Annotated in this window: 15 protein-coding genes; 6 read left to right on the top strand and 9 right to left on the bottom strand. The window is 52.9% G+C overall.

The genetic code is table 11. From position 1 onward, the window contains the following. Positions 1-52 precede the first annotated feature (52 nt). From B9L21_RS12500 to B9L21_RS12470, 7 genes are all read right to left on the bottom strand, one after another. Entirely contained in the window at positions 53-274 is a 222-nt protein-coding gene (locus tag B9L21_RS12500; RefSeq protein ID WP_063166630.1) for a spore germination protein, read from the bottom strand. Then, complete coding sequence (locus tag B9L21_RS12495) at positions 274-672, bottom strand: spore germination protein GerPE (RefSeq protein WP_063166629.1); 399 nt, start codon at positions 670-672, stop codon at positions 274-276. Before B9L21_RS12495 ends, B9L21_RS12500 begins: the two co-directional genes overlap by 1 nt. After that, positions 669-860 carry a hypothetical protein gene (locus B9L21_RS12490; protein WP_063166628.1) on the bottom strand — a complete coding sequence of 64 codons (192 nt, stop codon included), beginning with the start codon at positions 858-860 and terminating at the stop codon, positions 669-671. The genes B9L21_RS12495 and B9L21_RS12490 overlap by 4 nt, the downstream gene beginning before the upstream one ends. Then, a complete protein-coding gene (locus tag B9L21_RS12485) occupies positions 857-1,459 on the bottom strand; it encodes a spore germination protein GerPC (protein WP_063166627.1) in 603 nt (200 codons plus the stop codon). Before B9L21_RS12485 ends, B9L21_RS12490 begins: the two co-directional genes overlap by 4 nt. 83 nt (positions 1,460-1,542) lie before the next feature. Then, positions 1,543-1,767, bottom strand: a complete 225-nt coding sequence (locus B9L21_RS12480; protein WP_063166626.1) for a spore germination protein GerPB — start codon at positions 1,765-1,767, stop codon at positions 1,543-1,545. Positions 1,768-1,782: 15 nt separating this feature from the next. Beyond that, positions 1,783-2,004 (bottom strand): spore germination protein, encoded by a 222-nt coding sequence (locus B9L21_RS12475; protein WP_063166625.1) that lies wholly within the window; start codon positions 2,002-2,004, stop codon positions 1,783-1,785. A 69-nt stretch (positions 2,005-2,073) separates the two neighbouring features. Further along, positions 2,074-2,298 carry a spore germination protein gene (locus B9L21_RS12470; RefSeq protein WP_063166624.1) on the bottom strand — a complete coding sequence of 75 codons (225 nt, stop codon included), beginning with the start codon at positions 2,296-2,298 and terminating at the stop codon, positions 2,074-2,076. A gap of 142 nt (positions 2,299-2,440) precedes the next feature. On the opposite strand from B9L21_RS12470, the gene B9L21_RS12465 reads away from it, so the two are divergent. The 3 genes from B9L21_RS12465 to B9L21_RS12455 all read left to right on the top strand — a co-directional run bounded on the left by B9L21_RS12465 (position 2,441) and on the right by B9L21_RS12455 (position 5,737). Beyond that, positions 2,441-2,665 carry a spore germination protein gene (locus tag B9L21_RS12465; protein WP_033013815.1) on the top strand — a complete coding sequence of 75 codons (225 nt, stop codon included), beginning with the start codon at positions 2,441-2,443 and terminating at the stop codon, positions 2,663-2,665. Between the two features lie 98 nt (positions 2,666-2,763). Next, a complete protein-coding gene (locus tag B9L21_RS12460) occupies positions 2,764-4,359 on the top strand; it encodes a fatty acid--CoA ligase (protein ID WP_063166623.1) in 1,596 nt (531 codons plus the stop codon). 208 nt (positions 4,360-4,567) lie between these two features. Next, positions 4,568-5,737, top strand: coding sequence for a DUF418 domain-containing protein (locus B9L21_RS12455; RefSeq protein ID WP_063166622.1), 1,170 nt, complete (start codon positions 4,568-4,570; stop codon positions 5,735-5,737). 12 nt (positions 5,738-5,749) lie between these two features. Here the strand turns inward: B9L21_RS12455 and B9L21_RS12450 are convergent, their stop codons facing one another. After that, positions 5,750-5,920, bottom strand: coding sequence for an aspartyl-phosphate phosphatase Spo0E family protein (locus B9L21_RS12450; RefSeq protein WP_063166621.1), 171 nt, complete (start codon positions 5,918-5,920; stop codon positions 5,750-5,752). Positions 5,921-6,252: 332 nt separating this feature from the next. On the opposite strand from B9L21_RS12450, the gene B9L21_RS12445 reads away from it, so the two are divergent. The 3 genes from B9L21_RS12445 (at position 6,253) to B9L21_RS12435 (ending at position 10,627) form a co-directional block, all read left to right on the top strand. Then, a complete protein-coding gene (locus B9L21_RS12445; RefSeq protein ID WP_063166620.1) occupies positions 6,253-7,158 on the top strand; it encodes a fumarylacetoacetate hydrolase family protein in 906 nt (301 codons plus the stop codon). 138 nt (positions 7,159-7,296) lie between these two features. Continuing rightward, a complete protein-coding gene (locus tag B9L21_RS12440; RefSeq protein ID WP_063166619.1) occupies positions 7,297-7,650 on the top strand; it encodes a YisL family protein in 354 nt (117 codons plus the stop codon). Between the two features lie 124 nt (positions 7,651-7,774). Then, entirely contained in the window at positions 7,775-10,627 is a 2,853-nt protein-coding gene (locus B9L21_RS12435) for an EAL domain-containing protein (RefSeq protein ID WP_063167407.1), read from the top strand. A gap of 114 nt (positions 10,628-10,741) precedes the next feature. Here the strand turns inward: B9L21_RS12435 and B9L21_RS12430 are convergent, their stop codons facing one another. Next, positions 10,742-11,290 carry a DUF2777 domain-containing protein gene (locus B9L21_RS12430; RefSeq protein ID WP_063166618.1) on the bottom strand — a complete coding sequence of 183 codons (549 nt, stop codon included), beginning with the start codon at positions 11,288-11,290 and terminating at the stop codon, positions 10,742-10,744. Positions 11,291-11,387 lie beyond the last annotated feature (97 nt).

Genomic DNA, 11,387 nt, shown 5'->3' with positions numbered 1-11,387 from the left:
TCGGTAAAGAAAACAGGGGGCGATCTGCCCCCTTGTTTGTTTTTGACAATGTTCAGTTGTTAGCGGCGACGTTTTGGTCAAACACATCTGGGTCAAACGCGTTCGTAAAGCTAATGGCGTTGTTTGTCATCACAAAGTCGCCGGTGTTGAAACCGCCGGATCCGGCTTGTGTTTTTGTGGCGACTTTCGGCGCAATATACAGGCAATCCCCCATTTGGACGACGGCGCCGCTTCCAACGTTATTGATTTTAATCGGACCGACGAACGAAGGCATTATGAATCCCTCCCTCTTGGTTGCGCGCCCGGTGCAAAGTCAGCCAGCTGGCGAATATGTTTAATTCGTGCCTCCCCCTCTGCGGTGGAGGTTGAGCCGATATGGACGACAGCTGACGAAGAAATCCCAAGCACGCGAACTGACCGGACCGAAATGACCGGAGAGTGATGGAGCGTCCGCCGGGAAGCGACTGGCGGCGGGGAAGACCAGCGCGGGATCGGTTTTGTAAAAATCGGGAATGTTTGTTCTCCTTCCGGGCCAAAAAACAGCTCATATTGGCGCTGGACGGCCAAGGCGCGCGTACGGGCGGAAATCCGTTCCGAGTCACCGATTTGCAGTACGGAGCTAATGATCAGCGTTTCCGCATGAAATGCCTGCACTACTGACGTCCGTTTCACGGTGCTTCCCCTCGAGCTGGCACGAGCGGGACGAACGGGCCGATAATAAGCGATTCCGGCGGTGTGTCAAACGCTGATGACAAGTTGATCACATCAGCGTCGCCGATTAAAAACAGCGAGGCGCTGGCGACCGCTACGAGGCGGATATCGCCGACATGCACATCGCGGTTGATGACCGTATAATTCATGGTTCTTCTCCCCCCGTGGGCAAATGTTTGAGAAACGCGTCAAGGGATTGTTCAATATCAGCCTTTACCTTCTGGAAAATTTCATTTTCGACTGCTTCGTCGCGGCCGTCGGACGGAACGTAGCCTTGGTTCGCTTTTTCCTGCAAATAAAAGCGAATGCGGTCATCGGTCTGGCGGGCAATGTCTTGCAAAATAAATTGCCGATACGTGTCGTCAAGGCGGCGGCCGTATTGACGTTCAAGCTGTTTTAACGTTTCTGGCGCTTCCTTGTTGAGATAGGCGGCCACTTTTTCTTGAATGGGGCGCATCAGCACCGGTTCCGGTTTTGGAATCACCGTTTTTACCGGTTCAACGGCAAAGTCCTCAATCGTTCCCCCGGCTCCCGGCGGGGCAATCCCAATGTTTAATGTTCCTTCTAGCGTTTCCACTTTTAATTGATCAAACTTATATTCGATTCGTTCGATCGATGTGCGCGGTTGGGCCTCGATTTCCCGAAGCCGGACTTCGAGAAGGTGAAGGCGTTGTTCAAGCGCCTGTATTTTTTTTGTTTGCCATGATAAATAGCGGTGCAGCTTGACGAAATACTCGTATAAACTCATCGTGCACCATCATCCTCTCCCCAGAGCCCTCTTACTTCAATATATGGACGGCCTCTGGTCCTCATCACTGTTTTCTGTTGAATTTAGCGAGTGGCTGAATGGAGAGGGACGAGAGGGGCGGCCGCCTGCGCTTGCGGACCGAGCGGCACGGTCGCCTGCGGGACCGGGCCGGTGAATCCGCCGGTGTTGGCGAGCGTGGACAGCGCCTGAATGCTGCCGGCGCTGCCGATTTGCAAAACGGATGAATTCGTCACCGAACCGATCCGCAATTGATGGATGCAAATGCTTTGGCTGATATAAACGTTCAACCTCCTTCCCCTCCTCTATACGTTTCCGACGACATTTTCATCGGCGACATCAGCGTCGTTCGTATTTGTGTTGCTGTAATAGTTATAGACATGAAGCCCGTCGCCGGTGTTAAACGAACCGGCGCCAGCGAACGTTTTCGTCACGCTTTGTGGGGAAATCGCAAACACATCGCCAATATGGAACACGCCGCTGCTCCCGACGCTGTTCAGTTTCACGATTCCGACAAAAGCCGGCATGGGGGCATGCTCCTTTCCCTGCTTCGTAGTTACTACTAATGTATGGGCACAAGCCGGAAAACGTTCGCTCTAATTGTTCGCTGCATTATTCGAGTCCAAAATGTCAGGATCGCCGGTGTTGGTAAAGCTGACAAACGTATTCGTCTGCAAGAAATCCCCGTTGTTGCTGCCGCCCGCGCCGGTATGCGACTTGGCCGTGCTCTTTGGCGCGATTTGCAATACATCGCCAAAATTGACGGTTCCGTCTCCGCTCACATGGGTAATTTTAATCGGGCCGCTAATAAATGAAGGCATCAGAGCTCCTCCTTCCCCCCGTATCGTTACTGCATTGTATGAATGCGGAGAAAAATCGGTTCAATGCGGGACGGGTGTCCAAGTGGCAGACGGCTTGACAGCATATGATAAAAAAGAATGGCCAGAAAGGAAGGGGAAGGCGATGCCAGCGATCGTGATTGGCGGGATTAAGGTTACGAGCGTGGGCGGCAACGGCACCGTAAACATGGGGGATGTGTTACAAATCGCTCCAAAAAGCACATCAAAAACGAACTCCGGTGCCGGCGGCGGCAATACAGGTGACTTTTTGCAAACAAATACGTTTTGCAGCGTCACGAATACGGTGGATCCCGATGTGTTTGATGCGGGGGCGAAAGGAAACAACTAGACGGTCGATACGGGAAAAGGCCGTCTTTTTCTTTTGCCCATCTTCCTATATAATATAATTGTGAATTTTCTAAAATATATAGCCGGGGGGAGAGGGAGATGAACGTACCGCTTGTGCTTACCCATTTTTTAGACCGCGCTGTGGCCCTGTACGGGGACAAGCCGGCAATGATTTGTTCGGGGCGGACAGTGACGTACCGACAGCTTGGCGAGCGGGTGCGAAGGCTCGCCAATGGGCTGCGGGGACTTGGAGTTCGTAAAGGGGATCGCGTGGCATATTTAGCTCCTAACACGCTCGAAATGCTCGAAGGGTTTTATGGCGTATTTGAAGTGGGAGGAGTGATGGTGCCGCTCAATACGCGTTTGAAACCGGACGATTATGTTTTCATTTTGAACCATAGCGAAAGCAAAGTGTTGTTCGTTGATGAAGAGCTGTACGGGTTGATTGCGCCTGTCAAAGATCAACTTGAGACGGTCGAGGAGATCATCGTTCACCATAAAACAGATGCGGCAATCGCTGAAACCGCTTACGACGAATGGCTCGCCGCCCAATCGGCCGCGCCCGTTCCGCGCCCGATGATCGACGAAAACGACGTATGCAGCTTGCTGTATACGAGCGGGACGACGGGCAATCCGAAAGGAGTGATGTTGACCCATCGAAACAATTATTTGCATGCGCTCGTGACGATGCATCATCTATTTGTATCCGACCGTGATACGTATTTGCATGTGCTGCCGATGTTCCATGTCAACGGCTGGGGTTCGCCGTTTTACTACACCGCTAACGGAGCGACGCAGATCGGTTTGCGCAAAGTCGATCCGAAAACCATTTTTGACCTTGTCAACGAGCATCGTGTGACCGTTATGCATATGGCTCCGACCGTGCTTAACATGCTGCTGCAATATTACGAGCAACATAAGCCGGACGTTCCGGAACAGGTGCGGGTCGTCATTGCCGGTTCCGCACCGCCGCCCGCGTTTGTTGCGCGCGTCGAAGAAAAACTCGGCTGGAAATTCGTTCAAGTATACGGCATGACGGAATCGTCTCCGCTCAGCACCATTTCACTTATCCGCCCGCAGCTTGACGGGCTGCCTGCCGAACAAAAGCAGCGGCTGAAAGCGAAAGCCGGCTATCCGATGATCGGCTGCGAGGTGAAAGTCGTCGACGAGAATGGAGAGGAAGTGCCGAAGAATGGACGGGCGATCGGTGAGGTGATCGTCCGCAGCCACGGCGTCATGAAAGGGTATTGGAAAAACGATGAAGCGACGGCTGCAACGATTCGTGACGGTTGGCTGTATACAGGGGATATGGCGACAGTCGATGAATACGGGCATATTGATATCGTCGACCGGAAAAAGGATATTATTATTAGCGGAGGAGAAAACATTTCCTCGATTGAAGTCGAAGGGGCGCTTTATGAGCATCCGGCTGTGCTTGAAGCGGCCGTCATCGCCGTGCCGCATGAAAAATGGGGGGAAACGCCGCATGCGTTCGTCGTCGTTCGACCGGGGCATACGGTGAGCGAAGGGGAGCTGATCGCCTTTTCGCGGGAAAAGTTGGCCCATTTTAAAGCGATCACGGGTGTAACGTTTGTGGATGAGCTGCCGAAGACCGCGTCTGGAAAAATTCAAAAAGTGCATTTGCGCCGCCAATATTGGGATTCAATAGGAAAAACGGGGCGCTATGTCAACTGATGGCGTGACGTGCGCGCTTGCTGCTCTGACAACAGAGACAGAAAGCGAAAACGGCAGAAGGGCGGATCATGATATGTGGCGGAGGGCTTGGCGGTGCAAGGCTGACGACTGTTCCGTAATGGGGCGAAACGTTTGGCGATGACATGAGGGTGCCCGCTGAGTGAGCCGCCTCCTTCGGCATAGCGAAAAGATAGAAAGAAGGGGTTGTGTGACATCTTTATCGGCAGAACGGATCGCGGCGATTGACGTCCTGCGCGGGTTTGCCTTGTTTGGCATTTTGCTTGTCAACATGCGCTATTTCTCGTCGCCGGCGTTATATGTGGAAGACGTCGGCGGCAGCGCCCTCAACCGCGCGGTTGCCGCGGTCATCGATCTTTTGTTTGAAGCGAGCGCCTATCCGCTGTTTGCCTTTTTATTCGGATTCGGCACGGCCATCCTTTGCCACCGATTGCGCGAGCGCGGGAAGCGGCCGATTCCGATTTTGCTGCGCCGCTTCCTTCTTTTGTTGATGTTCGGCGCCATTCATGCGTTCGGCCTTTGGTTTGGTGATATTTTAATTCCGTACGCGCTTGCTGGGCTGATGTTGCTTTTGTTCATAAACGCCCCGCCGCGCTGGTGGCGGACGGCGGCGCTGGCCGGTTTTTTCCTTTTTCACAGCCTCGTAGCGTTGTTGCTGGCCATAAGTATGATGGCCGGATGGACGGGGGCAACTGAGGGCAAAGAGGCAGAGGCAGCTGCAGCCCTCCGCCATTACCAAAGTGGAACGTTTCGCGATGTGTTTTGGCAGCGATGGCACGATTGGTTGTATCTCAATAGCGATGGCGGGCTTCTATTTACGCTCTTGGCTGTATTGCCGTTTTGCCTTCTCGGCGCCTACGCCGCCAAAGAGCGTTGGCTTGAGGCCGAACGCTATCCGGCCGCGACGTTGCGCCGCTTCATGGGCGTGGCGCTATGCCTCGGCTTGGCGCTAAAAGCGATTCCGTACTGGATCGGGGCCAACACGTTGACGATGTATATCCAGGACAACGTTGGCGGCGCGGTTTTGGCGGTGTTCTACGCTGCTGCTGCTGTGTTTGTTTGCGGGAAAGCCAATGGGCGGCCGGCGTGGCGATGGCTGCAAGATGCTGGGAGAATGTCGCTCACCCACTATCTCGCTCAGTCGCTCATCTGCACGTCGCTTTTTTACAGCTATGGGCTCGGGTGGTACGGGCGGTTGAACGAATGGCAAGGAGCGCTATTGGCGATCGGGATCTATGCCGCTAGTTTATGGGCAAGCCGCCGCTGGTTCGCCCGATTTCGGTTTGGCCCGGTCGAATGGCTGTGGAGATGGGGAACGTACGGGATGCGTCCGCCTTTTCGGCGCCAGCCGGGCCAATAAAAAATCCGTCGCTTATTGGACGGATGGAGCAGGCGGTTCAAAAGCCATTGTTTGCCGCAAATATTGGTTGATCAATTGATCAAGTTCTTGGCTGCAGTGGATCGTTTCTTTTGCTGTAAACCCATGAGTGAGCGCCAATTCGATCATTTGTTGCCGTTTTTCTTCAATTAGCAAGAGAACCATTTCCTTCACCATCAATTCTATTGAAATGTTGGTTGAGGCTTGCTGCTGGGAGTGACCGAAGCAAGACCTTTGTTGTATGGCTAAGGTCGCAACCGACAGCCATAGTGGAAACTAAACATTATTATACATAGAACGACGGAAAAAGGAAGCGATTCGGGAAAATAAGTGGTAAATTTCCTAATTCAGACAAAATTCTACAAAAAACAGGACTTTTTCGCTTGGACGGCGAATAGAATGGGCGATGCGCCGCAATGGGGAGGGATGGACGGGTGCGGCCTGTATGCCCGTCCCTGTGTGCAGCGGAAGACTTAGGTAGAGAGGGAGAGGAAGCAATGAAATTCATTACGGCGGTTTTCAACGGAGAAACATGGGTCGGAGCGGTGCCGGAAGGGGAGGAGACGGCTATCCATTTGCGTCGTGCCGAACGAGCGATGGACGGCAAAGAGACGATTCCAGCGTCGATGCTAGAGGCCATCGCCCAAGGGGGCGCTTTTTTGGATCGGGCCCGGAAAGTCATCGATTGGGCGCTTCGCCACCCGGGGCCGGACTACGTCTATCGCCTTGGCGATGTTCGCCTCCTTGCCCCGATCCCACGGCCGGCGAAAAACGTTTTTTGCATCGGCAAAAACTATGTTGACCATGCGCTTGAATTAGGAGATGCCGCCGATGTGCCGAAACATGTAATCGTCTTCTCGAAAACGCCGACGACTGTCATTGGCCATGAGGAAACGATTTTGCGCCATGCGGATGTCACTGATGAAGTAGACTACGAAGGGGAGCTCGCCTTGATCATCGGCAAAAAAGGGCGGGCCATTCGCCGCGAAGAAGCGCTCGATTACGTATTTGGGTACACGATCATCAATGATGTGACCGCTCGTGATTTGCAGGAACGGCATCAACAATATTTGCTCGGCAAAAGCTTGGATACATTTTGTCCGATGGGGCCATGGATCGTGCCGAGCCAATGGGTTCCAAATCCGAACGATTTGCGCATCGAAACGCGGGTGAACGGCGAAGTGCGCCAGCAGGCGAGCACAAAACAGTTGATTTTTCCGATTGAATCGATCATTGAGACGATCTCAAAAGGCATAACGCTTGAGCCAGGCGATATTATTGCGACAGGAACGCCGGCTGGGGTCGGCAAAGGAATGCGTCCGCCGCGTTTTTTGCAAACGGGCGATGTCGTCGAAGTGACGATCGAAGGAATCGGCACGCTACGCAATAAAGTAGGGGAATGAGCCAAGGGAAAAGGAATCGTATGCAGATGAAAAGCGCCATCCAAAACGGAGGCGCTTTTCGCATTTCGTAATGTTTGTCAACGGCTCGCTGCCCATGCTATGATGAGGATGACCATGGAAAAGTTGGAGGGATCTCAATTGACGCATGTCCATATTACGAGCTGGATCATTATGATTATCTTGTTTTTGATCGCTGTGTCGATGCAGCGCTCAGGGGCGGCTAAAGCCAACATCGTACAAATGATTTTGCGGCTGTTTTATATTATAACGATCATCACCGGTTTGCTTTTGTTACATAGCATCGCCACGATTTCCGGACTTTACTTGTTGAAGGCGCTCGCTGGATTATGGGTAATCGGAGCGATGGAAATGGTGTTGATGGCGGGGAAAAAAGGAAAAAGCGCGGCGGCAGGATGGACGCAATGGGTGATTGCGCTCGTTGTGACGTTATTCCTCGGTTTGCTATTGCCGCTCGGCTTTGATGTGTTCTAAACAAAGCGGCAGCCTAACAGCGGGTTGCCGCTTTTTCTTGCGCAAAAAATGTGGTATGTTAAAACCAACGGTACTTTTCGAATGTTCAGAATGGTTTGATTAATAGAAGGAGGCGTCAATGGTTATGCGTTCGCTGCGCTGCCGCCATGCCGAGGAACTGCACCGGCTAGTCGAAGATGATTGTTCTGTGCCGCCCGAGTCGTTGTTCATCCAAGTCGCCGCTGACGATGAAGAAAAGGTGCGCCGCACGGTCGAGTTAGCGGCGCGCCGTTGGCCGGGCGCCCATCTTGTCGGGATGGCGGGGCCGTTGCCGATCATCGGCGAAACGACGTTTTTAGCCGACGTGATGTCAATGACGGAATCGAGCATTTCGTCGGTGGCATTCCCGGCGGTTGATGATGTCCATCCAGCCGAGCTGGCTGCAAAGATCGAAGAGGCGGCCATTCACGAAGAGACGGCATTGCTTTTGTTGTTTACCGATTGCCGTGCCGCTTTGCTCCCTCTTCTCCGCCATTTGCCGCTTGTGAACGAGCGGATGACCGTCGTCGGCTGCACCCTTCCGGACGGCTGCATTTTATTTTCGCGCGATGGCCGGCTTGATCAGGGAGTGGTCGCTGTCTCGTTCAGCGGTGCGTCACTTCGGGTTCGTTGTTTCTCCCCGTTTTTATGGGAACCGATCGGGTTGGCGTTTTTAATAACGAAAAGCGCTGGCCAACAGATTGACGAACTCGACGGGCAAAAAGCATCACTTTGTTTGGAACGGTATTTAGGGAAAGAGTTTATGGAGCGCTTACCGCTTTCCGGAATGGAGTTTCCGTTTGTTGTCGAGAGAAATGGGCAGTATGTTTGCCTGCCGATCACACGGGTGCGTGAAAACGGGGCGGTCGCGGTCAACGGTCATGTCAGCGAAGGGGAAAAAGTGAGGTTTGCCTACGTTCATGCTCCGTCGTTTTACTGGAGCATGCACGATCTGGCGGCGCAAGCGGCTAAGCAACCGATAGAAGAAATGATATTTTACTATAGTACGGCATTAGGAGGGTATACGCGCCCAATGCTCGAGGGGATGGTTTCAGCGTTCGGACAAGCCGCCCTCTTTCCGGCGATGGAAGTAATGGTCAAAGACGCGTATACAACCGTGCGGCTAGGGGCGTTTGCTGCCGTTTCGCTAGCGGAAGAGGCGGCGTCGGGACAGGGAGGGCCAGCTTTCGAAATGCCGCTGCCGCCGGAAGGGATCACGACATTAGCGCAGCTGATGTCGACATCGTCGCGCGATATGGAGCGGCTTTACGCCCGCCTGCAAATGTCTGAGCAGCGATATAAGTCGCTGTTTGAACATAATACCGATATCGTCTATTCCACCGATTTGCACGGCCGTTTTACGAGCGTCAATCCTGCTTTTGAACGAGTGCTTGGCTATAGGAAAGAAGACATTTTATATACCAATTCGCTCAAGTACGTTCACCCAAGTGACATTCCCCGCGTCACCCGCTATTTTTACCGGGCGCTGCGCGGAAATGTGCAAACATACCAGTTGGAAATTCCGACGAAGTCAGGAGAACAACTTCTTTTTCAAATGAAAAACATCCCGATTATTGTGGATGGAAAAAAAGTCGGCATTTACGGGATTGGGCACAACGTTACGGAGCAAAAGAAAGCAGAGGAGAAAATCGCCTACTTAGCGTACTACGATCCGGATACAAACTTGCCAAATCGGACGAAATGGATGGAGCTGTTTTCGAATCAACTGGAAAAAGCGAAACGGAAACAGCGGAAAGTAGCGGTCGCTTTCATCGATCTCGACCGGTTTAAATGGATTAACGACAGCGTTGGCCATTACGCCGGCGATGATATTTTGCGCCAACTAGTTGAGCGCATGAAGCGCGTACTGCCGGTCGGGGCGCAGCTCGGCCGGTTTCATGGCGATAAGTTTTGCTTGCTGTTTCCGTTAAAAACGAGCGCCGAGACGGCAGCCGAAACGGCGCTTCACCTCGTGCGCGAAGTGGCGAAACCGACAGTGTATGGCCAAAAAGAATTTTTTGTTACAGCCAGCATCGGGTTAGCCGTGTTTCCAGATGACGGAGCGGATGAACATACGCTGTTGCGCCATGCCGACATTGCAGTGAACAACGCGAAAAAAAGCGGCGGCAACCGGGTGGAGCGCTATTGCACACACATGAATGAGGAAGCAGTTCACCGGTTTGAAATGGGCAGCTCTTTGCGCAAGGCGATTGAAAAAAATGAACTGTTTCTTTGCTACCAGCCGATTGTCGATGTGCGTACCGGCGCGGTCATCGCCACAGAGGCGCTTATTCGTTGGCGGCACCCGGAGCTTGGACTGGTGCGGCCGGATGAGTTTATCCCGCTGGCTGAAGAGACCGGATGGATTCATGAAATCGGCCGGTGGGTGCTGCAAACCGCTTGCCGGCAGACGAAGCGGTGGCAGGACATAACGGGCAATGATCAATTAGCTGTTTTTGTCAATGTTTCTGCTGTACAATTTCAGCATGAACGATTTATTGATGATGTGAAACGAGCGCTCAAGCGGTCAACATTGCCGCCGTCATGCTTGCATCTCGAACTGACCGAACATTCAATGCTCCGTCATCTATCGAGCACGATGCGGACGCTCGATGAGCTAAAGCGGCTCGGCGTTGGCATCGCCGTTGATGATTTCGGGAGCGGTTATTCTTCATTCCATTATCTAAAGCAGCTGCCGGCGACCATTTTGAAAATTGACCGGGCGTTTATCGAACATTTGCATGCCAACGCGTCCGACGCAGCCATCGTTAGCGCGATGATTACAATGGGGCGCGGGTTAGGGCTGGAAACGATTGCTGAAGGGGTTGAGACGCCGGAGCAGCTCGAACGGCTCCGCGATTTGCAATGCAGCTACGCCCAAGGGTATGCGCTTTGCCCGCCGCTTGTGGCTGAAGAGGTGATGGCGTATATGTCAGAGAGGCAAAAAGAGCGGCAATAAGTAGTTGTTTCGACTCGACCAATGAAGGCTAAGCCGCCGCAGCATCCGGTAACGCAGTTGAGGCGAACGATCCGGTCAGCAGCAAAACGATGCAGCTGCCGACCGCTTTCGCCTTCAGCCGATTTGAGCGCAAATCGCTCGTTCACCGCTGTTAAACGTGATTTCAAATCGGTCGCTTGGCGCGTGGCCGCGCTCATAATAATGGTGGACATTGCCGATTTGCTCGGTGTTGTCATAAATGATGAAATTGACGCCGGCCGATTTGGCAAACAATAGACCGTTGTAGCAGTACAGGCAATCGTAAAGCGAAAACCCGAGGCTGTTCAGCCATTGAACGAACTGGAAAAAAGACGGATCAGGAAGCGAGGCAAGCCATTGCCGATACGCGTATGTCAGCCGTTTGCGGAAGCGGATACGGTCGCCGTTTGTCAGGGGAAAGATGCCGAGATCAGTAGCGATCGTGCCGGTGTCTTGCCATTGTCCGGACAGCCAGTGCCCATAGCGGAACAGCTCGATGCCTTGCTCGGCCATTTCTTCGACGAGAGCCGCTTCTTCCGCTTCTTCATCAAAAAATATCCATTCATTGTTCACAAACTCGACGGTTCCTTGCACGTAAGCTCGGGGCTGCTCCGCAATACATTGCAAGCGCTCTTCAATGCCCAATTTCTTTCATCCTCCTTGTATTTCTCTTTTTTTCCACTTTTTTGTTTGTTTATTCGTGTGGTTGTTGTCTTCGGACAATTCATCGAAATTACTGATA

Source organism: Geobacillus uzenensis (genome assembly GCF_002217665.1).
GTDB lineage: Bacteria > Bacillota > Bacilli > Bacillales > Anoxybacillaceae > Geobacillus > Geobacillus subterraneus.
This window is presented reverse-complemented; position numbering and strand designations above follow the sequence as displayed.

Excerpts from the sequence above, each read along its gene's own strand:
- B9L21_RS12500 (WP_063166630.1), bottom strand. The coding sequence starts at position 274 with ATGCCTTCGTTCGTCGGTCCGATTAAAATCAATAACGTTGGAAGCGGC.
- B9L21_RS12490 (WP_063166628.1), bottom strand. The coding sequence starts at position 860 with ATGAATTATACGGTCATCAACCGCGATGTGCATGTCGGCGATATCCGC.
- B9L21_RS12485 (WP_063166627.1), bottom strand. The coding sequence starts at position 1,459 with ATGAGTTTATACGAGTATTTCGTCAAGCTGCACCGCTATTTATCATGG.
- B9L21_RS12475 (WP_063166625.1), bottom strand. The coding sequence starts at position 2,004 with ATGCCGGCTTTTGTCGGAATCGTGAAACTGAACAGCGTCGGGAGCAGC.
- B9L21_RS12470 (WP_063166624.1), bottom strand. The coding sequence starts at position 2,298 with ATGCCTTCATTTATTAGCGGCCCGATTAAAATTACCCATGTGAGCGGA.
- B9L21_RS12465 (WP_033013815.1), top strand. The coding sequence starts at position 2,441 with ATGCCAGCGATCGTGATTGGCGGGATTAAGGTTACGAGCGTGGGCGGC.
- B9L21_RS12460 (WP_063166623.1), top strand. The coding sequence starts at position 2,764 with ATGAACGTACCGCTTGTGCTTACCCATTTTTTAGACCGCGCTGTGGCC.
- B9L21_RS12450 (WP_063166621.1), bottom strand. The coding sequence starts at position 5,920 with ATGGTTCTCTTGCTAATTGAAGAAAAACGGCAACAAATGATCGAATTG.
- B9L21_RS12445 (WP_063166620.1), top strand. The coding sequence starts at position 6,253 with ATGAAATTCATTACGGCGGTTTTCAACGGAGAAACATGGGTCGGAGCG.
- B9L21_RS12435 (WP_063167407.1), top strand. The coding sequence starts at position 7,775 with ATGCGTTCGCTGCGCTGCCGCCATGCCGAGGAACTGCACCGGCTAGTC.